14 protein-coding genes are annotated in these 21143 nt (G+C 73.5%); 3 read left to right on the forward strand and 11 right to left on the reverse strand.

The genetic code is table 11. The features are described 5' to 3' along the window. Positions 1–28 precede the first annotated feature (28 nt). Positions 29–919, forward strand: coding sequence for a methyltransferase domain-containing protein (locus RND61_RS17555; protein WP_315878919.1), 891 nt, complete (start codon positions 29–31; stop codon positions 917–919). Between the two features lie 45 nt (positions 920–964). On the opposite strand, the gene ftsH is transcribed toward RND61_RS17555, so the two are convergent. From ftsH to nsdA, 6 genes are all read right to left on the reverse strand, one after another. Then, positions 965–2953 (reverse strand): ATP-dependent zinc metalloprotease FtsH, encoded by a 1989-nt coding sequence (gene ftsH / locus RND61_RS17560; protein WP_315878920.1) that lies wholly within the window; start codon positions 2951–2953, stop codon positions 965–967. Positions 2954–3098: 145 nt separating this feature from the next. Continuing rightward, a complete protein-coding gene (gene ffh, locus RND61_RS17565) occupies positions 3099–4649 on the reverse strand; it encodes a signal recognition particle protein (RefSeq protein WP_315878921.1) in 1551 nt (516 codons plus the stop codon). Positions 4650–4829: 180 nt separating this feature from the next. Beyond that, positions 4830–7280, reverse strand: a complete 2451-nt coding sequence (locus RND61_RS17570; protein ID WP_315878922.1) for a [protein-PII] uridylyltransferase — start codon at positions 7278–7280, stop codon at positions 4830–4832. 12 nt (positions 7281–7292) lie between these two features. After that, a complete protein-coding gene (locus RND61_RS17575) occupies positions 7293–7631 on the reverse strand; it encodes a P-II family nitrogen regulator (RefSeq protein ID WP_315878923.1) in 339 nt (112 codons plus the stop codon). Next, on the reverse strand, positions 7628–8989 hold the full coding sequence (locus RND61_RS17580) for an ammonium transporter (RefSeq protein WP_315878924.1): 1362 nt from the start codon (positions 8987–8989) through the stop codon (positions 7628–7630). The genes RND61_RS17575 and RND61_RS17580 overlap by 4 nt, the downstream gene beginning before the upstream one ends. Before the next feature lie 318 nt (positions 8990–9307). Then, positions 9308–10777 (reverse strand): transcriptional repressor NsdA, encoded by a 1470-nt coding sequence (nsdA, locus tag RND61_RS17585; protein ID WP_315878925.1) that lies wholly within the window; start codon positions 10775–10777, stop codon positions 9308–9310. Between the two features lie 428 nt (positions 10778–11205). Between nsdA and RND61_RS17590 the strand changes: the two genes are divergently transcribed. Next, positions 11206–11913 (forward strand): bifunctional DNA primase/polymerase, encoded by a 708-nt coding sequence (locus RND61_RS17590; protein ID WP_315878926.1) that lies wholly within the window; start codon positions 11206–11208, stop codon positions 11911–11913. A 260-nt stretch (positions 11914–12173) separates the two neighbouring features. On the opposite strand, the gene ftsY is transcribed toward RND61_RS17590, so the two are convergent. The 5 genes from ftsY to RND61_RS17615 form a co-directional block, all read right to left on the reverse strand. Continuing rightward, entirely contained in the window at positions 12174–13406 is a 1233-nt protein-coding gene (ftsY, locus tag RND61_RS17595) for a signal recognition particle-docking protein FtsY (protein WP_315878927.1), read from the reverse strand. 267 nt (positions 13407–13673) lie between these two features. Beyond that, positions 13674–15092, reverse strand: coding sequence for a sugar porter family MFS transporter (locus tag RND61_RS17600; RefSeq protein ID WP_315878928.1), 1419 nt, complete (start codon positions 15090–15092; stop codon positions 13674–13676). Between the two features lie 210 nt (positions 15093–15302). Further along, complete coding sequence (smc, locus tag RND61_RS17605; RefSeq protein WP_315878929.1) at positions 15303–18857, reverse strand: chromosome segregation protein SMC; 3555 nt, start codon at positions 18855–18857, stop codon at positions 15303–15305. 211 nt (positions 18858–19068) lie between these two features. Next, entirely contained in the window at positions 19069–19281 is a 213-nt protein-coding gene (locus tag RND61_RS17610) for a hypothetical protein (RefSeq protein ID WP_023586342.1), read from the reverse strand. 401 nt (positions 19282–19682) lie between these two features. Continuing rightward, the gene (locus tag RND61_RS17615; RefSeq protein WP_315878930.1) at positions 19683–19964 is read right to left on the reverse strand and encodes an acylphosphatase; all 282 of its coding nucleotides are present in this window, start codon (positions 19962–19964) and stop codon (positions 19683–19685) included. Positions 19965–20128: 164 nt separating this feature from the next. On the opposite strand from RND61_RS17615, the gene RND61_RS17620 reads away from it, so the two are divergent. After that, entirely contained in the window at positions 20129–21079 is a 951-nt protein-coding gene (locus RND61_RS17620; protein WP_315878931.1) for a CAP domain-containing protein, read from the forward strand. Positions 21080–21143 lie beyond the last annotated feature (64 nt).

The raw sequence follows: 21143 nt of genomic DNA on the forward strand, positions 1-21143 counted from the left end.
TGACTCTCGGCTGATTGGGGCGCTTTCGATGACACCCATGCTCGTCCAGCACCACCCCCACCCGGCCCCGGCCTCTCCGGCCGCCCACGCGCCGGAGCGCGCCCGCGACTGGGCGGAGATCCAGGAGCGCATGCTGGTGCCGCTCTACGAGGCGGTGTACGCGCACCTGGAGGTCGGCACCGGGACACGGCTCCTCGGTCTCGGCTGCGGCTCGGGACTGGCCCTGCTCATGGCCGCCACGCGCGGGGCCCAGGTCACCGGCGTGGACACCGACCACGCGCGCGTGGAGCTGGCCAGGGAACGGCTGCTCCCCGATCCGGTGGCCACCGGCCCCGGCCGGGACCGCCGCCGCGGACCGCACGGCGGCCCCGACCCGGAGACCAGACTCCTCCACGGCACCCCCGACGCGGTCGCCGACCGGGCCGGTCCCGCGTACAACCTCGTCACCGCCTTCCAGCCCGTCGGTTGCACCGCCGGTGACTCCGACGGCCTCGTCCCCGCCCTCACCGCCGCCGTCCCCCTGGCGGAGCGCGGCAGCGCCGTCGTCCTCGCCGGCTGGGGCCCGCCCGAGCGGTGCGCCACGACCGCGGTGTTCCGCGTCGCCGGCCGGCTCGCCGAGCGGCTGCGCGGCCCCGGCGCCTGGCGGCCCGCCCGCCGCGACGACCTGGAGGAAGTGGCCGCGCGGGCCGGGCTCCGGCCGGACGGCTCCGGCCGGGTCTCCTGCCCCTTCGGCTACGCGGACACCGACAGTGCCGTGCGCGGGCTGCTCTCCACGGGCCTCTTCGACGCGGCCGTGGCCGCCTCCGACCGGGTGACCGTGGAGAAGGAGATCGTCGAGGCGCTCCACCCCCACGTCCGCCACGACGGCACGGTCTGGATGCCGAACGTCTTCCGGTACCTCGTCGCCCGGATCCCGTAGCCCTCCCCGGACGCGCCCCTGTGCGCGGACACGGCGGCCGTCCCGCTACGGCCGCCGGTCGCCGTCCCTCGCGTCCTTCCCGTTCTCCCCGTCCCTCCCGTCCCTCGCGTTCTTCCCTTCCTTCCCGAAGCGCGCGATGCCGGCGGCCCGGTAGGCGGCGTCCTCGTCGAGCGTCTCGTTCTCCAGCAGCGCCGACGCCAGGGCGTCCAGCCGGTCCCGGTTCTCCCGCAGCCGCCGGCACGCGCTCGCGTAGCACTCGTCGACGATGCGCCGCATCTCGTCGTCCACCGTGTCCAGCGTCGCCGGCGCCGCCGACAGTCCGTACGCCTGCTGCGCGTCCGAGGGGATCGCCGTGAGCCGCCCCACCCGGCCGCTCATCCCCCACCGCCCCACCATGCCCCGCGCCAGGTTGGTCACCTGCTCCAGGTCGCTCTCCGAGCCCGTCGTGACGACCCCGAACACCACCTCCTCGGCCGCCATCCCGCCCAGCGCCCCGATGATCCGCCCCCGCAGGTACTCCTCCGTGTACGCGTACTTCTCCGTGTCCGGCGCCGACAGCGTCACCCCCAGCGCCCGCCCGCGCGGCACGATCGTCACCTTCCGCACCGGGTCGGCACCCGGCTGGAGCATCCCCAGCAGCGCGTGCCCGCTCTCGTGGTACGCCGTACGACGCCTCTCCTCGACCGGCATGACCAGCTGCCGCTCCGCCCCCAGTTGCACCTTCTCCAGCGCGTCCGACAGGTCCGAACGGGTGACCTGCTCCTGCCTCCGCTTGACGGCCAGCAGCGCCGCCTCGTTCGCGAGGTTGGCCAGTTCCGCCCCCGTCATGCCCGGTGTCGTCCGCGCCACCTGCGCCAGGTCCACGTCCTCGGCGAGCGGGATGCCCCGGGTGTGGATCCGCAGGATCGCCTCCCTGCCGCCCCGGTCCGGCGGGCTCACGCTCACGATCCGGTCGAACCGCCCCGGCCGGGTCAGCGCCGGGTCCAGGACGTCCGCCCGGTTCGTCGCGGCGATCACGATGACCCCCTCCGAACCGGAGAAGCCGTCCATCTCGGTGAGGATCTGGTTCAGGGTCTGCTCGCGCTCGTCGTGTCCGCCCATGCCCGCGCCGCCGCCCCGCGCCCGACCGATCGTGTCGATCTCGTCGATGAAGACGATCGCCGGGGCGACCTTGCGCGCCTCGTTGAACAGCTCGCGCACCCGCGAGGCGCCCACGCCGACGATCATCTCGATGAACTCGGACGCCGACGCCGAGAAGAACGGCACGCCCGCCTCCCCCGCCACGGCCCGCGCCAGCAGCGTCTTGCCGGTGCCCGGCGGCCCCGACAGCAACACGCCGCGCGGCATCTTGGCCCCCATCCGCCAGTACGCCTCAGGGTTCTTGAGGAAGTCGACGACGTCGTTGAGCTCGCCCTCGACCTCGTCGATCCCCGCCACGTCCGCGAACGTCGTACGCCGCCCCGCCTCCACCTCCACCGGCTTCGGCGGCGCCTTGCGCCCCAGCATCCCGCCCGCCCCGCCGAGCCCCGCGCTCATCCGCCGCGCCAGGAACAGCCACAGCACCACCAGCAGCACGATCGGCGCGAGCGAGAACAGCAGGTTCGCCAGGAAGCTCGGCCGCTCCACCACCGGCTCGGCGGTCACCGTCACGTCGTGCTCGGCCAGCCGCCGCCACAGCGGGTCCTCGGCGAACGCCGGCCGCTGCGTCGTGAACTTCGTGTAGTCGCCGTCACCGCCCGGGACCGGCCGCTTCTCGCGCAGCTCGCCCTCGATGGCGTCGCCCTTGGAGTAGATCTTCGCGACGTTCCCCGCCGCGACCTGCTTGCTGAACTCCGTGTACGAGACGGTCGGCTCGTCGCCCTCCCCGTTCACCAGGGTCAGCACCAGGTTCGTCAGCAGGAACAGCACCAGTGCCGCCAGGACCAGCCCCACCCAGCCCCCGGGCATCCGCCGCTTCGGCGGCGGCTCCGGAGGGGCGCCCTCCGAACGCCACGGCTGGTCGGTGCGGTCACGCGGGGGCACGGAACTGGTCACGCTGCGATTATCAGCAGAGCGCCACAAAAGCGGCATCACGGATACGTACGCGTGGCCCAGCCCCCCACGCGCGAGGGGCACCCGCCACGGGCGGGTGCCCCTCTCCGCGTCCGCGGGTCGCGACCGGCCCGCGTCGGCGCACGCCTCAGCGCATGAACTTCTTGAACTCGTCCGGAAGCTCGAAGTCCTGGTCCGGCTGGCCCGCCGGAAGCCCGAACGCCCCGCCCTGCTGCACCTGCTGCTCCCGGCGCTGCGCGGCGGCCTCCTCCTCGGCCTTCCGCTTCATCGGGTTGCCGCTGCGCCGCTTGCCCTTCGCCTGCTTCTGCTGCTTCTTCTGCCGGCCGGCGCCGCCCATGCCCGGGATGCCCGGCATCCCCGGCAGGCCGCCGCCCTGCGCCATGCGCGACATCATCTTCCGCGCCTCGAAGAACCGCTCCACCAGCGACTTCACCGCGCTGACGTCCACACCGGAACCCCGCGCGATGCGCGCCCGGCGCGAACCGTTGATGATCGTCGGGTCCTGACGCTCGGCCGGGGTCATCGACTTGATGATCGCGGCCGTGCGGTCCACGTCCCGCTCGTCGATGTTGTTGATCTGCTCCCGCATCTGCGCCATGCCGGGCAGCATGCCGAGCAGCTTCGAGATGGAGCCCATCTTGCGGACCTGCTCCATCTGGGCCAGGAAGTCGTCGAGCGTGAAGTCCTTGCCCTTGCTGCTCGCCAGCTTGGAGGCCATCTTGGCGGCCTCTTCCTGGCTGAAGGTCTGCTCGGCCTTCTCGATCAGCGAGAGCACGTCGCCCATGCCGAGGATGCGGGACGCCATGCGGTCCGGGTGGAACGCGTCGAAGTCGTCCAGCTTCTCGCCGTTGGAGGCGAACATGATCTGGCGGCCGGTGACGTGCGCGATCGACAGGGCGGCACCACCGCGGGCGTCGCCGTCGAGCTTGGAGAGGACCACGCCGTCGAAGCCGACGCCGTCGCGGAAGGCCTCCGCGGTGTTGACGGCGTCCTGGCCGATCATCGCGTCGACGACGAAGAGGATCTCGTTCGGCTGGACCGCGTCCCTGATGTCGGCGGCCTGCTGCATCATCTCCTGGTCGATGCCCAGGCGGCCGGCGGTGTCGACGATGACGATGTCGTGGAGCTTGGTCCGCGCGTAGCCGATGGAGTCCTTCGCGACCTGGACCGGGTCGCCGACGCCGTTGCCCGGCTCCGGCGCGTAGACGCCCACGCCGGCGCGCTCGGCGACGACGGAGAGCTGGTTGACGGCGTTCGGCCGCTGGAGGTCGCAGGCGACGAGCAGCGGCGAGTGCCCCTGGCCCTTGAGCCACTTGCCGAGCTTTCCGGCGAGCGTGGTCTTACCGGCGCCCTGGAGACCGGCCAGCATGATCACGGTCGGCGGCTGCTTGGCGAAGCGCAGCCGGCGGGTCTCGCCACCGAGGATCTTGACCAGTTCCTCGTTGACGATCTTGATGACCTGCTGGGCGGGGTTCAGGGCCTGCGAGACCTCGGCGCCGGCCGCCCTCTCCTTGACCTGCTTGATGAAGGCCCGGACGACGGGCAGGGCGACATCCGCCTCCAGCAGGGCGATGCGGATCTCGCGGGCGGTGGCGTCGATGTCCGCCTCGCTGAGCCTTCCCTTGCCCCGGAGGCTTTTGAAGGTCGCTGCAAGGCGGTCGGAGAGGGTATCGAACACGGCGGTCGCGGATCCTCGGGTCTAGGGGGTGGGCGGACGGTTGCTCCAAGGGTATCCGGCCGCGCGGTGGAGCCGTCCTCGGCGGAGGGCAGCGGGGCGGGGCGGGGTCCCGCGGCGGCGGGGCCGGACCCCGCGGCGCGGGGAGCGCTCCTTCCCGCCGACGGGGCGGCGGCGCCGGGGTCACGACCCCGACAGGGCCCGTTCCACTTCCCCCGCCGTCCCCAGCGCCTCCTGCGGCGGCAGGGGCGCGCCCTTCAGGTCCGTGACGTAGAAGGCGTCCACCGCGTTCGCGCCCAGGGTGCTGACGTGGGCGCTGCGCACCCGTACCTCCGCGCCCTCCAGGGCGCGGCCGATCCGGTGCAGGAGCCCCGGCGCGTCCTGGGCGCGGACCTCCAGGACCGTGGCGCGGGCCGCCGAGTCGGCCGGGGCGACGGTGACCCGCGGGGGCGGGGCCTGCACGCCGCGGCGCCTCGGGTGCGCGGCGTCGCGCTCGGCGAGCCTGGCGGCCACGTCCAGGGACCCGTCGAGGGCGCGGACGAGGTCGGCGCGCAGGCGGCCGGCCTGCGGGAGGGAGCCGTACTCGGCGGCGACGCGCCAGTTCAGGACCAGGACGGTGCCCGCGGGGCCCAGCTCCGTGGGCAGCTCGATGGCCCGCAGGTCGGCGGAGCGGACGGTGAGCCGGTGCAGGGCGAGGACCCCGGCGACGGCGGGGAGGACGCCGGGCTGGTCGGGCAGGGCGATCAGGAGTTCCACGCCGACCGGTTCGGGTTCGCCGCCCTCCTCGGCTGCCTCCTGCTGGGCGTGGAGGGCCAGGACGGGTTCCCCGGTGCGGAGCGCCTCGACGGCGAGGCGTTCCTCCTGGGCTCCGGGCGCGGCCGGTTCGGGGGCGGGCGGGACGTCGCCCGCGAGGGCGGCCGCGACCCGTTTGACGAGGTCGGTGACGAGCGAGGCGCGCCAGGAGGACCAGGCGGCGGGCCCGGTGGCCAGGGCGTCGGCCTCCGTCAGGGCGTGCAGCAGCTCCAGGGTGGGGACGCCGCCGACGGTCCGGGCGACGAACTCGACGGTGGCGGGGTCGTCGAGGTCGCGCCGCGTGGCGGTCTCGACCAGGAGGAGGTGGTGGCGGACGAGGGTGGCGATGACGGCGGTGTCGGCCTGGTCGAAGCCGATGCGGGCGGCCACGTCGCGGGCGACGGCCTCGCCGGTGGCGGAGTGGTCGCCGGGTCCGCCCTTGCCGATGTCGTGCAGGAGCGCGGCGACGAGCAGCAGGTCGGGCCGGCCGACGCGGCGGGTGAGGGAGGCGGCGCGGACGGCGGTCTCGACGAGGTGGCGGTCGACGGTCCAGGTGTGGACGGGGTTGCGCTGCGGCCGGCACCGTACGCGCTCCCAGTCGGGGATGAGGCGGGTGACGAGCCCTTCGGCTTCGAGGGCCTCCCAGACGGCGACGGCGGGTTCGCCGGCGCCGAGGAGGGTGACGAGCTGCTCGCGAGCCTCGGCGGGCCAGGGCACGGGCAGGGGCCGGGCGGTGGTGGCGAGGTGGCGTACGGCGTGCCGGGAGAGGGGCAGGCCGGCCTGGGCGGCCGCGGCGGCGGCGCGCAGCGGGAGGACGGGGTCGCGTTCGGGGCGGGCGGTCCGGGCGAGGACGGCCTCGCCGTCCATCTCGACGACGCCTTCGGCGAGGGGGGTGCGCTCGGGCTGGGGCCTGCCGCCGCCGAGGAGGGTGCGCAGGCGGGGCCGGGCGGAGCGGGCGCGCAGGACGCGGTGGACTTCGCGCCAGGTGACGTCGGAGGCGTACGCGATGGTGCGGGCGGCCTCGTAGACCTCGCGGAGCAGGGCGTCGGCGTCGCGGAGGCCGAGGGCGCGGGCGACCTGGTCCTGCTCCTGGAGGGCGAGGCGGTCGGTGGCGCGGCCGGTGGCGAGGTGGAGGGCGTCGCGTACGTCGAGGAGGGTGCGGCGGGCTTCGGCGAGTCCCTCGCGGGGGGCGTCGGCGAGCCAGGAGGCGGCGACGGCGCGCAGGGCGGTGGCGTCGCGGAGGCCGCCGCGGGCCTCCTTGAGGTCGGGTTCGAGGAGGTGGGGCAGTTCGCCCTGGCGTTCGGCGCGCTCCTGGCACAGCCGGTGGAGTTCGGGGAGGCGTCCGGGGGCCCGGTTGCGCCAGTCGGCGAGGACGGCGGTGCGCAGGGCGGCGACGAGGCCGAGGTCGCCGGCGACGGGGCGGGCGTCGAGGAGGCCGAGGTGGGCCTTGAGGTCGTCGCCGGCCGTCCTGCGGGCTTCGCCGGGGGTGCGCACGGAGTGGTCGAGGGCGAGGCCGAGGTCCCAGACGGGGTACCAGAGGCGGTCGGCGAGGGCGGCGACGGCGGCGGGGTCGGCGCTGCCGTCGTGGAGGAGGAGCAGGTCGAGGTCGCTGCGCGGGGAGAGTTCGCCGCGCCCGTAGCCGCCGACGGCGACGAGGGCGGTGCCGCGGGGCGGGGAGGCGTCCGCGTAGAGCGCGGTGAGCCAGTCGTCGGTGAGCCGGGCGAGCGCGGCGCGGCGCGGCGGCCCCGGCCGCGTCTCCTGCTGGAGGAGGCGCAGCCGGGCCGCCGCGTAGCCGCTGGGTCCCGAGTCTTCCGTTGTCCCGTTCGCTTCGGTGCTCGTCACCCGGCAGCTCCCTTACAGCGCGTCGGGGCCGCGTTCGCCGGTGCGGACGCGTACGGCCGTGTCGACGGGGACGCTCCACACCTTGCCGTCGCCGATCTTGCCGGTGCGGGCGGCCTTGACGATCACGTCGATGAGCTGTTCGGCGTCGTCGTCCTCGACGAGGACCTCGATGCGGATCTTGGGGACGAGGTCGACGGTGTACTCGGCGCCGCGGTAGACCTCGGTGTGGCCGCGCTGGCGTCCGTAGCCGCTGGCCTCGGTGACGGTCAGTCCCTGGACTCCGAAGGCCTGGAGGGCCTCCTTGATCTCGTCGAGCCGGTGCGGCTTGACGATCGCGGTGATGAGCTTCATGCGTCCACCTTCTTCTGCTGTGCTGCTGCCGTCGCGGTCCCGGCGGGGGCGGGTGCGGCCTTGCGGGGGGCGGTGCCGCCGCCGGCCCCGCTGAAGTCGTACGCGGTCTCGGCGTGCTCGACCTGGTCGATGCCGGAGATCTCGTCGTCCTCGCTGACGCGCATGCCGATCGTCTTGTGGATGACCAGGGCGAGGACGGCGGAGACGACCAGGGAGTAGGCGAGGACCGCGGCGACGCCGACGACCTGCTTGACCAGCTGGTCGACGCCGCCTCCGTAGAAGAGGCCCTTGGCGTCGGACTGGACGCCGCCGGTGGCGAAGAAGCCGACGAGGACGGAGCCGACGACGCCGCCGACGAGGTGGACCCCGACCACGTCGAGGGAGTCGTCGTAGCCGAACTTGTACTTGAGGCCGACGGCCATGGCGCACAGGAGGCCGGCGACGGCGCCGATCGCGATGGCGCCGAGCGGGGAGCAGGAGCCGCCGGCCGGGGTGATGGCGACGAGGCCGGCGACGGCGCCGGAGGCGGCGCCGAGGGTGGTGCAGGCGCCGTGGCGGATCTTCTCGTACGCGAGCCAGGCGAGCATGGCGGCGGCGGTGGCGACCTGGGTGTTGACGAACATCACCGCGCCGACGCCGTCGTCGTTGCCGAGCCAGGAGCCGGCGTTGAAGCCGAACCAGCCGAACCAGAGCAGGGCGGCGCCGAGCATGACGAGGGGGAGGCTGTGCGGGCGCATCGGGTCCTTCTTGAAGCCGACGCGCTTGCCGATGACGAGGATCACGCCGAGGGCGGCGGCGCCGGCGTTGATGTGGACGGCGGTGCCGCCGGCGAAGTCGATGACGCCCATCTCGAACAGCCAGCCGCCCGCGCCCCAGACCCAGTGGGCGACGGGGAAGTAGACGACCGTGGCCCACAGGGCGATGAACAGGGCCCAGGAGCCGAACTTCACGCGGTCCGCGAGGGCGCCGCTGATCAGCGCGGGCGTGATGATCGCGAACATCAGCTGGAAGGCGGCGAAGACGAAGACCGGGATCGTGTACCCGTCCCAGAGCTGGTCGCGGCCGACGCCGCTCAGCCCGACGTACTCCGAGGACCAGCCGACGACCGATCCGGAGTCCGTGCCGAAGGCGATGCTGAAGCCGTAGAGCACCCACAGGACGGTGACGATCCCGAGGCTGATGAAGCTCATCATCAACATGTTGAGGGTGCTCTTGACGCGGACCATGCCTCCGTAGAAGAAGGCCAGGCCGGGGGTCATCAGCATCACGAGGGCGGAGCAGATGAGCATGAAGCCGGTGTTGGCGGCAGAGAGCGTGGGCGCTTCCTCTGCGGCGAGCGTCAGGATGCCTGGGGGCATCGGCGTCTCCTCGTCGTCGGTCGGCCTGTGCGGGGCGCGGAGCCGGGGCTGCGCGGCTGTGAGGGATGGCCGGTTATGACGCAGGAGATTCGCGCAGCGCCGTTTCCGACGATGCCGCCCGATGTTTCGGAGCAGTGACGAAGAGGCGGGGCGTGTTACGGCACCGTGAACCACTGGGTCACGGTTGGGTTACGGAGGTGTCCCCCGCCCCGGTCGTGAACCGGCTGCGGAGCCGCGCCCGCCGACCCGGCGGTGGGGAACCGGGTCGGGACCGTACGGGGGCGGGCGCCGCGGCCGGGGTCCGGGGCCACGGGGGGCTCAGACCGCTTCGGCGGTCTCGGGGAGGGTCTTGGCGAGGAGTTCGGTGATGTCGGCGACCTCGGGGACGTCGCCGAAGTCGCGTACGGCGGTGTCGACCGTCTTGCGCAGGCGGGTGTTCACCCGTTCGGAGCGGACGCGCTGGGCGACCTCGAGGGCTTGCGCCGCCCGGGCCACGGCCTGCTCGGGCTCGCGCTTCAGCAGGTGGACGGTGGCCATGCCAACGAGGTTGAGGGCGTAGGAGCGCTGGTGCTCCTTGTCCTCGGCGAACAGTTCGACGGCGCGTTCCATGACGGGCTCGGCGAGGGAGGCGTAGGTGGGGCTGCGGCCGGCGAAGTAGGCGAGGTCGCGGAAGGAGTGGGAGTTCTCCCCGTTGAGTTCGGCCTCGTTGAAGAAGCGGATCCAGTCGGGGTCCGGCTCGCCGTCGAGGCCGGCGTCGGCGAAGGTGTCCTCGGCCATCCGCACGGCGCGCTTGCACTTGCTGGGCTGGCCCATGTTGGCGTACGCGCGGGCCTCCATCGCATACAGCATGGCCTGGGTGCGGGCGGTGGCGCAGTCGCGGCTGCCGTACTGCGCGAGGTGGATGAGTTCAAGGGCGTCGTCCGGCCGTCCCAGGTGGATCATCTGGCGGCTCATGGAGGAGAGGATGTACGAACCGAGGGGTTTGTCGCCGGCCTCCTTGGAGGCGTGCAGGGCGAGGACGAAGTACTTCTGGGCGGTGGGATGGAGGCCCACGTCGTAGCTCATCCACCCGGCGAGCTCGGCCAGTTCGGCGGCGCAGCGGAAGAGGCGCTGGGAGACGGCGGCGGGCTGCGGCTCCTGGAGCAGGTCGGTGACCTCGTGGAGCTGCCCGACGACGGCCTTGCGGCGCAGGCCGCCGCCGCACTGGGCGTCCCACGTGCGGAACATGGCGGTGGTGGACTCCAGCATCTCCAGTTCGGCGCGGGAGAGCCGGTGCGGGCGGCGGGCCTGCGGGGGCGGGTCGGCGCGGTCGGTGGTGGGGGCGGGGACGAGCCAGCGCTGCATCGGCTCGATGAGGGAGGGGCCGGCGGCGAGGGTGAGCGACGTGCCGAGGAAGCCGCGCCGGGCGAGCATGAGGTCGCTGCGGGAGAACTCGCTGAGCAGGGAGACCGTTTGCGGGCCGGCCCAGGGCAGGTCGACGCCGGACACCGAGGGTGACTGGTGGGTGGCGCGCAGGCCGAGGTCCTCGACGGCGACGACGGTGCCGAAGCGCTCGGAGAACAGCTCGGAGAGGATGCGGGGGATGGGCTCGCGGGGCTGCTCGCCGTCGAGCCAGCGGCGTACGCGGGAGGTGTCGGTGCTGATGTGGTGGGCGCCCATCTGGCGCGCCCGGCGGTTCACTTGGCGCGCGAGCTCGCCCTTCGACCAGCCGCTGCGTACGAACCACGAACCGAGCTGTTCGTTCGGGCGCTTGCCGGCATTCGTACCGTCCGTGCCGCTGCCGCCCACTGGAAGGCCCCCATCCGCCGAATCTCCGTGTTGCCGAACCCTGGTCAGGATGCCGTGGATCGTGGGCCCGCGCCCGGGGTCCGCGCCCTTCGGACGGGACCCGTGTTGCCTCCGGCATACTCACGGGCGCGGACGCTACCCGGGGTTCGCGCACCGAAAGTAACCTCACGATCACTGACTTCGCGAGGCCGCTCACAGAAACGCCACCATTCGCCACCCCATCGAATGAACTCTCCTACCGCCGGGCGCGATTCACTTGACACATGACAATCGGGGGCCCGGTGCATCGAGGCCCGAAGTGGCGCGCGGATGGTGCGCGTACCACCGTGCGGGCGTCCGTACGCCCCCTGGACGAAGGCGCAGTGACGTAGAGTCACAGCTAGGCTCCAGATAGTAACCACCGGCGAGATCGACCCGTTGGAGGGGGCATGGGCTTCACGATCGGCGGCACGCGCATCCGCGAGATGCGGTCCGGGTGGACGGGTTTCACCGGGCTGGCCGGATTGACGTTGTCAGGGTCCCGTCGCCGCGCGACGCGGGCGGCGGAGTGCACCGTGGTCGCGGAGTACACCGGCCTGTGGGGCTGGGACGTGGTGCCCGGGGCGCGGGCCGTGTCCGGCGAGTGCTCCTGCGGGGACGCGTCGTGCGCGGCGCCGGGGGCGCACCCCCTGGGGTTCGCCTCCGAGGTGCCGGCGGGCGCGTCGCTGGACGAGGTGGCCGCGGCGTGGTCGCAGTACCCGGGCGCGTCGCTGCTGCTGCCCGTCGGGCGCTCGTTCGACGTGCTGGAGGTCGCGGAGGCGGCGGGGCGGCGGGCGCTGGTGCGGCTGGAGCGTATGGGGCTGCCGCTGGGGCCGGTGTGCGTGACGCCGACGGGGAGGGCGCAGTTCCTCGTGGCGCCGGGGGCGGCGGAGGAGTTGCCGCGGCTGCTGTACCGGATGGGGTGGGACGACGCGGAGCTGGACCTGCGGTGCCTGGGGCCCGGTTCCTGGATCACGGCCCCGCCGTCCGACCTCGGCGGCCTGGGCCCGGTCCGCTGGCTGCGCCCCCCGTGCCCGGACGCCGGCCACGCGGCCCCCCAGGCCCGTCTGCTGCTGGGCACCCTGGCCTACATCAGCCACCGCTCCACCGCGGCCTGACCGCCGGGCCGCCGTCCGGAGGCCGAGCCCTCCAGCCGCCGGCCGGGCCGGCACGGCCCGCCCCGCGGCCCCGCCCGCCACGCGCGTACGCCCGTGACCCCGCGCGCCGCGGTCCCGCACACTCGCCCTCCGCGGCGGTCCCGCGCGCGTCCGCGGGCCGCGCCGTGAACGGCGGCGGGGCGGCCCGCCGGGCGCTCGCGCGCGTTCCGGCCGGCCGCCCCGCTCGCGGGAGAGCTCGTGGGAGAGCTCGTGGGAGGTACTCAGGCGCCCTCGCCGATCAGGGCGTCGACGAAGGCTTCCGGCTCGAAGGGGGCCAGGTCGTCCGCGCCCTCACCGAGGCCGACCAGCTTCACCGGGACGCCCAGCTCGCGCTGGACGGCGATGACGATGCCGCCCTTCGCCGTGCCGTCCAGCTTGGTCAGGACGATGCCGGTGATGTCGACGACCTCCGCGAAGACGCGCGCCTGGATCAGGCCGTTCTGGCCGGTCGTGGCGTCCAGGACGAGGAGGACCTCGTCGAGCGGGCCGTGCTTCTCGACGACGCGCTTGACCTTGCCGAGCTCGTCCATGAGCCCGGTCTTGGTGTGCAGGCGTCCCGCGGTGTCGATGAGCACCACGTCGGCGCCCTCCGCGATGCCCTCCTTCACCGCGTCGTACGCGATGGACGCCGGGTCGCCGCCCTCCGGGCCGCGCACCGTACGGGCGCCGACGCGCTCGCCCCAGGTCTGGAGCTGGTCGGCGGCGGCCGCGCGGAACGTGTCCGCGGCGCCGAGCACGACGGAGCGGCCGTCCGCGACGAGGACGCGGGCGAGCTTGCCGGTCGTCGTGGTCTTGCCGGTGCCGTTGACGCCGACGACCATGACGACGCCCGGCGTTTCCAGGCCGCCCTCCGTCTTCACGGAGCGGTCGAAGTCGGTGCCGACGAGGGTGAGCAGCTCCTCGCGGAGCAGGGTGCGCAGTTCGTCCGGCGTACGCGTGCCGAGCACCCGGACACGCTCCCGCAGGCGCTCCACGAGCTCCTGGGTGGGGGTGACGCCGACGTCGGCGGTGAGGAGGGTGTCCTCGATCTCCTCCCAGGTCTCCTCGTCGAGGTTGTCGCGCGAGAGCAGCGTGAGCAGGCCCTTGCCGAGGGAGTTCTGGGAGCGGGCGAGTCGGGCGCGCAGCCGGACGAGCCGGCCGGCGGTGGGCGCGGGGATCTCGATCTCGCGGACCGGGGGCTCCGCGACGACCGGGTCCTCGACGGCGGCCGGCGTCTCGACGGCTTCCTCGGCCGTCGGGAGGTCGACCTCCTCTATGGTCCGGCGCGGTTCCGCGCGGGGTGTCTCCGCCTCCTCGCCGACGCGCGGTTCGGCGGGCGGAGCGGTGATGGTCGGCGTGGTCGACGGGGCCTCGGGCGGCGGCAGCTGCTTCTTCCGGCGTCCGCCGACGACGAGGCCGCTGATCACTCCGACCGCGACCAGGGCGATGACTACAGCAAGGATGACGAATTCCATGGTCCGTCCAGTATGCGCGACACCGTTGCCGCGCCCTCGTGCCGAGACACCTGGTTTCGGCGGTCGTGCGGCGAACGGAGGAGGGGGTGGGGGTCCGGGCCCGTGCCGACCTCCGGGCGCGGACCGGGCCCGGGCGCGACCGTACCGGGGCAGCCGCACCGGGACAGCCGTACCGGGGGCGGCGGGGGCGCACCGCGGCCGACTGCCCCGGCGCGCGGAAGGCGCGGGCCGGGGCAGTCGGAAGATCGAGGAGAGGGGCAGCGGGGATTAGCCCATCTCCTCCAACGCCTTGCCCTTGGTCTCCTTCACGTACTTGAGCACGAAGGGGATGGAGAGCACGGCGAAGACCGTGTAGAGGATGTACGTGCCGGAGAGGTTCCAGTCGGCGAGCGACGGGAAGCTGGCGGTGATGAGCCAGTTGGCCAGCCACTGGGCGGAGGCGGCGACGCCGAGGGCGGCGGCGCGGATCCGGTTGGGGAACATCTCGCCGAGGAAGACCCAGACGACCACGCCCCACGAGAGGGCGAAGAAGAGGACGAAGGCGTGGGCGGCGATCAGGGCGACGACGCCCTGGGTGCCGGGGAGCTTGCCGTCCACGAGGTCGGCGGAGAAGGCCCATGCCTCGAAGGCGAGGGCGAGGGCCATACCGGCGGAGCCGACGAGGGCGAGCGGCTTGCGGCCGACCCGGTCGACCAGGATCATCGCGATCACGGTGCCGACGATGTTGATGATCGACGTGGTGAACGAGTAGAAGAACGAGCCGGACGGGTCGACGCCGACCGACTGCCACAGGGTGGCGGAGTAGTAGAAGGCGACGTTGATGCCGACGAGCTGCTGGAAGACCGACAGGCCGATGCCGACCCAGACGATCGGCAGGAACGCGAAGCGGCCGCCGAGCAGGTCCTTGAAGGTGGACTTGTGCTCGCGGTGCATGGCGGTCTCGATCTCGGCCACGCGCGCGTCGAGGTCGACGTTGTGGCCCTCCACCTCGGCGAGCACCTCGCGGGCACGGTCCTTGCGGCCGACGGAGATCAGGAAGCGGGGCGACTCGGGGATGGCGAAGGACAGCAGGCCGTAGAGGACGGCGGGCACGACCATGACGCCGAGCATCCACTGCCAGGCCTCCAGGCCGGCGATCTCGCCGCGCTGGTCGCCGTCGGCGAGGTTGAGGATGGCCCAGTTGACCAGCTGGGAGACGGCGATGCCGATGACGATGGCGGCCTGCTGGAAGGCGCCGAGCCGGCCGCGGTACGCGGCGGGAGCGACCTCCGCGATGTAGGCGGGGCCGATGACGGAGGCCATGCCGATGGCGAAGCCGCCGACGACGCGCCAGAAGGCGAGGTCCCACAGGGCGAACGGCAGGGCGGAGCCCACGGCGCTGACCGTGAAGAGGGCGGCGGCGATCTGCATGCAGCGGATGCGGCCGATGCGGTCGGCGATCCGGCCGGCGGTGGCGGCGCCGATGGCGCACCCGATCAGAGCGATGGCGATGACCTGGGCGAGGGTGCCGGAGCCGATGTCGTAGCGGTCCCGGATGGCCTCGACGGCGCCGTTGATGACGGAGCTGTCGTAGCCGAAGAGGAAGCCGCCCATCGCGGCCGCGGCCGTGATGAAGATGACGTGGCTGAGGTGGTCGGGGTGGGCCTGCCGGGCTCCCGACCCAGGGGGCTGCGTGGTGCTGGTCAACGTGTACTCCTGGGCCCGGCACCGTCGCCGGGCATGGGGGGCGAGCCCTTCCAGTGGCGCACAACCTCACGCCGCCCACCACTTGAAGGTGAAAACAACGTTGCCGAGACTATGCCTTCAAGTTTCGAAGTCAATAGTTCGTCTCCTGTGACTTGGAGCGCACATCTCAGCCACTTGTGTTCAAAAGTTGAAGTTGATCATGTGGTTGTATCAGCGGAGCCTCTGGCTCACGACCTTCGATACCCCGTCGCCCTGCATCGACACCCCGTAGAGCGCGTCCGCGATCTCCATCGTCCGCTTCTGGTGGGTGATGACGATCAGCTGCGAGCTCTCCTGGAGCTCCTGCATGATCCGGATGAGCCGCTGGAGGTTGGTGTCGTCGAGCGCGGCCTCCACCTCGTCCATCACGTAGAAGGGGCTGGGGCGCGCCTTGAAGATGGACACGAGCAGGGCGACGGCCGTCAGCGACCGCTCGCCGCCGGACAGCAGCGACAGCCGCTTGACCTTCTTGCCGGGCGGGCGTGCCTCGACGTCCACGCCCGTGGTCAGCATGTCGTCCGGGTCGGTCAGCACGAGCCGTCCCTCGCCCCCCGGGAACAGCCGCGAGAAGACGCCCTCGAACTCGCGCGCCGTGTCCCGGAACGCCTCGGTGAAGACCTGCTCGACCCGCTCGTCGACCTCCTTCACCACCTGGAGGAGGTCCGCGCGGGTCTTCTTCAGGTCGTCCAGCTGCTCGGAGAGGAACCTGTGCCGCTCCTCCAGCGCCGCGAACTCCTCAAGGGCGAGCGGATTCACCTTTCCGAGCTGCTGATACGCCCGTTCGGCGGCCCTGAGTCGCTTCTCCTGCTCGGCGCGGACGAAGGGCCGGCCCGGCGCGCCGTCCGGGTCCTCGGCCGGCTGCTCGCCGTCGGCGGGCGGCGGGGGCGGCACGGGCTGGTCGGGGCCGTACTCGGCGACGAGCGCCGCCGGATCCACCCCCAGCTCCTCCAGGGCGCGGCCCTCCACCTGTTCGATGCGCAGCCGCTTCTCGGCGCCGAGGACCTCCCCGCGGTGCACCGAGTCCGTCAGCTTGTCCAGCTCGGCCTTGAGGTCCCGGCCCCGCGCGCGGGCGGCGGCCAGGTCCTGCTCGCGGGCGGCCCTGGCGGTCTCGGCCGCGGACCGCTCCCGTTCGGCGCGGACGAGGGACACCTCGATGTGCGCGAGCATCTGCCGGGCGCCGGAGGCGACGGCCTCGGCGACCGCCGCCTCGTGGCGCAGCCGGGCGCGGCGCTGCTCGGCGCGGGCGCGGGCCTCGCGCTCGGCGCGGGCGGCGCGGTCGAGGGAGTCGGCCCGCCCTGCGAGGCCCTTGGCGCGTTCCTCGTGGGTGCGGAGCTGGAGGCGGGCCTCCATCTCGGTCTGGCGGGCGTTGGCCCCGTCGGCGGCGAGCCGGTCCCGTACGGAGGTGTCGGGCTCCTCCTCGACGGGGGCCTCCTGGGCGACGCGCAGCCGTTCGGCCAGTTCCTCGGCCTCCTCGGCGGCCCGGTCGAGGGCCTCCTGGGCACGGGCCACGGCGGCGGCGGCCCGTTCGGCCTCTCCGGCGGCGCCCCTGGCCTGCCCGGCGAGCCCTCCGAGCCGCTGGGCGACGGCCGACTTCTCCCGGTCGGCGGCCCGGCGCCGCTCCCCCAGCTCCTCGACCCGGGCGGCGCACGCCCGGCGGTGCGCGGCGGCCCGCTCCTCCCGCTCGGCGAGCTCCTCGCACCGTACGGCCAGTTCGGCCAGCTCGGCGGCGGCCTCGTCGACGGACGCCCGGACCTCCAGGAGGCTGGGCGCCCCGGCGGAGCCGCCATGCGCGAAGTGCGCCGCCAGCAGGTCGCCGTCGGCGGTGACGGCGGTGAGCCCGGGCCGCGCGCGCACCAGGTCCTCGGCGTCCTCCAGGGTGGCGACGACCACGACGTCCCGCAGCAGGCGCCGTACGGCGGGCATCAGGTCGTCGGGGCCGCGCACCAGGTCGGCGGCGTACGCAGCGCCGTCCGGGAGGGCGGGGCACTCCCCGCCGGGCGGGCCGGGCGGACCCGCGACGAGGAGGGCGGCGCGGCCGGCGTCCTGTTTGCGCAGCAGCCGGATCGCCTCGGCGGCGTCCGCGGGGCCCTTCACGGCGAGGGCGTCGGCGGCGGCGCCGAGGGCGGCGGCGAGCGGAACCTCGTGGCCCGGGGTGACGGTGAGGAGTTCGGCGGTGGGGCCGAGGAGCCCGGTGAGCCGGCCGGCCGCATCGAGGAGGGCGCCGGTGCCGTCCTTGCGGCGCATGCCGAGGGCGAGGGCGTCGTGCCGGGCGCGGGTGGCGGCGCGGCGGCGCTCGGCGTCGGTGGCGGCCTCGCGGGCCGCGGCGAGCGCGGCCTCGGCGTCGGCCAGTTCGCGCCGGGCGGTCTCGTGGGCGGCGGCGCGTTCGGCGTCGTCGGCGTCGAGGCCGTCGACCTCGGCCCGGAGCCGCTCGTACTCCTCCTGGGCGGCGGCGGCGCGTTCCCGCGCCTCGTCGCGGGCGGCGGTCAGCCGGTCGATCTCGGCCTGGGCGGCGGCGGCGCGGGAGCGGGCGGCGCCCACCTGGCCGGTCAGGCGGGCGAGGCCCTCGCGGCGGTCGGCGACGGCACGGGCGGCGTCCTTGAGGCGGCGCTCCTCGGCGGCGAGGGCCCGCTCCAGTTCGGCGCGGTGGGCGACGGTGTCCTCCAGGGCCTGTTCGGCGGCCTCCAGGGCGGCCGCCAGCTCCGCCTCCTGCTCCCGTACGCGGGCGGCCTCCCGCTCCAGGTCCTCGGGGTCGCGGCCGCGGCTCTCCTCGACGGGCCGGGCGGTGGCGCTCGTGACGCGGGCGTCGGCCAGGGAGACGGTGCCGCGCACCCGCTCGACGAGCCGCGACAGCTCGTACCAGGTGTGCTGGGCCCGCTGGAGGCGGGGCGCCAGGCGCCGCACCTCCTCCTCCAGGGCGGCCTCGTGGGCGAGGGCGGCCCCCAGCTCGGCCTCGGCGCGTTCCTTGCGCTCCTTGAGCGCGGCCTCGTCGGCGAGTTCGGCCTCCAGTGCCTCGCGGAGTCGTACGAGGTCGTCGGCGAGGAGCCGCAGCCTCGTGTCGCGCAGCTCGGCCTGGATGACGGCGGCGCGGCGGGCGACGGCGGCCTGCCGGCCGAGGGGCTTGAGCTGGCGGCGCAGTTCGTCGGCGAGGTCCTGGACGCGGGCGAGGTTGGCCTGCATGGCGTCGAGCTTCCGCAGCGCCTTCTCCTTGCGCTTGCGGTGCTTGAGGACGCCGGCGGCCTCCTCGATGAAGGCGCGGCGGCCCATGGGGTCGGCGTGGAGGACGGAGTCGAGCTGGCCCTGACCGACGATGACGTGCATCTCGCGGCCGATTCCGGAGTCGCTGAGGAGTTCCTGGAAGTCCAGGAGGCGGCAGGTGTCGCCGTTGATCTGGTATTCGCTGCCGCCGTTGCGGAACATGATCCGCGTGAGGGTGACTTCCGCGTAATCGATCGGGAGGGCGCCGTCGGAGTTGTCGACCGTGAGGGACACCTCGGCCCGCCCGAGGGGCGGTCGGCCGGTCGTCCCGGCGAAGATCACGTCTTCCATCTTGCCGCCGCGCAGGGATTTCGCCCCCTGTTCGCCCATGACCCAGGAGAGCGCGTCGACGACATTGGACTTTCCGGAGCCGTTGGGGCCGACGACGCAGGTGATGCCCGGTTCGAATCGCAGGGTGGTGGCGGAGGCGAACGATTTGAAACCGCGGAGGGTCAGGGCCTTGAGGTGCACGCTCCGGGACTCTACCGGGCGGGTTTCGTTTGGCCGGTGAACGAGGAGGGCAGATCAGTCGGTAAGCGCGCCGCGTACGACGGGGGACACGCGGGTGAACAGGGGAGTGGAAAAGAAAGAAGGGACGCCGAAGCGTCCCTTGCATATCTGTTCGCGAGAGTGTTTCTCACCGTCCCGCAGGCCCAAGTGCTACGGGGTTCCCCGGCGGGGGTCAGGTGAGCGCAGGCTCGCCCTTGGGTACGTCGATGTCGATGCCGTCGAGCAGCGGCTCGCGATGAGCGGCGGCAGCGGCGAGCGCGTCGTTCTCGGACTGGATCCGGACCAGCTCGGACTCCAGGTCCTGGACGCGCTGCTGAAGCCGTCGCATCTCGGCGAGCAGTCGCGGGTCGGTACCGCCGACATAACCGAGAAGCGCCTTTGCCATGATGGATGGTCCTCCACACTGAGTGACCGACCGAAGCGGTGTGGGTCGTGAGGGATTCGCACCCGCGGTGCCCGACGGGAGGGATGCCGCTGCGGTTCCTACCGCCGAACAACTAAGGTGCGCGGGGCTTCCAGGGTCTCACCAAAAAGTTTGACGGTCAACACGATCACGCCCCGGATCAACAGGCGACCGGGAGCGCCGCTGCCGCTGAACGTGCGGCGGCGCCTCGCGCGCGGTGCCCGGAAGGGCGTAGAGATCATCCTTCCGCGCCGGAACCGGCACCACAACCCCTTCTCGGCAATCACCTGGTCATTTCTGTCCCCCACAAGAGGGCGGACGACCGGCGGGGGCGCTTGCGAATGCCTCGTGCGCCCCGGAATGAGGGGTGCGCCGGCGCCCTTTCAGCGGACCTCGAAGCCTTCGTATCCGCCGCGCGGCGTGTCCCAGATCTCAGTGACCCCGTCGACGCGTCCGGGTGTGTCGCCCGAGCGCAGCCAGTCCAGAAGACGGTGGCAATTCTCACGCGGGCCTTCGGCGACGACCTGGACGCGGCCGTCGTCGAGGTTCAGGGCGAATCCGGTGAGGCCGCCGATCTCCAGGGCGTTCGCCCTGGTGAACCAGCGGAAGCCCACTCCCTGTACCCGTCCGCGTACCCATGCCGTGAGCCGTGCCTCGTCGTTCATGGCTGCACGCTAACCGGCCGATCATTCCGGCGGCACTTCGCCCCCGCGTGTCATGGCGTACAGTCCCCACCCAATGAGCTTCACCCGTTCGGGTGCATCCCGGCGGCCCCGGGGCTCAGGACCGAAGACAGCAGCGCAGGACGCAGCAGCAGGAGGCAGAGCAGATGGGACGCCATCGACGCTCGGGCGCCGCACCCGCCGCCGACGAGCACGCGGCCGGCGCGCCCCGCGGGCACCGGGCGGCGCGGCGGAAGAAGCGGGCGCTGCCCCTCCGCGGAGGACTGCTCGGCGCTTCGGCCGCCATGGCGGTGGGCGCCGTCGCGGTGACGTCGGGGGTCCTGCCCGGCGGCGGGACGTTCACGGTCGGCAGCGGTGCGCCGCAGGAGCAGATACGTTCCTCCAACGCACCGGAGCTGGACGCGCAGGGCCGCGCCGACGCCGTACCGAGCACCGGGACGCCGGCCGCGTCGGCCACGCCGGCCGCACCGAGTACGTCGGCCGCGCCGAGCACGTCGCCTTCTCCGGTGGCCCCTTCGAAGACCCCCTCGAAGGCCCCCTCCCCCAGTCCGTCCGCCCCTTCGTCCTCGCCCGCGCGGACGAAGGCGGCACCCCCGGCGCCGGTGCGGACGAAGACGCCCCCGGCCCCGCCCCGTGCGAAGGCGCCCGCGCCAGAGAGGACCGCCGCGCCGGTCCCCTCGCGGGCGTCGACCCCCTCGGGTACGTCGGTGACGAGCCGGGCCGTCGCGGCGGAGGCCGCGGTGCTCGCACTGGTCAACCAGGAGCGCGCCAAGGTGGGCTGCAGCCCGGTCCGCGCGTCGACGGAGCTGGGCGACCTGGCGCGTGCGTTCAGCCAGGACATGGCGGCGCGGGACTTCTTCTCCCACACGGACCCGGACGGCGACGGCCCCTGGGAGCGGGCCGCGCAGGCGGGTGTCGAGGGCCTGGGCGGCGAGAACATCGCCCGCGGCCAGGCCGACGCGGCGGCCGTGATGGAGGCGTGGATGAACAGCGACGGCCACCGCGCGAACATCCTGAACTGCGACTTCACCCGCCTGGGCGTCGGCGTCCACATCGCCGGCGGCGGCCCGTGGTGGACCCAGAACTTCGGCTTCTGAAGAAGTCCGCGGGTGGGCGGAGGTACGGCCGGTTCCGTGCCGTTTGATGGGCGGGCGCGGTTCG

The organism is Streptomyces tamarix (genome assembly GCF_032423885.1).
GTDB lineage: Bacteria > Actinomycetota > Actinomycetes > Streptomycetales > Streptomycetaceae > Streptomyces > Streptomyces tamarix.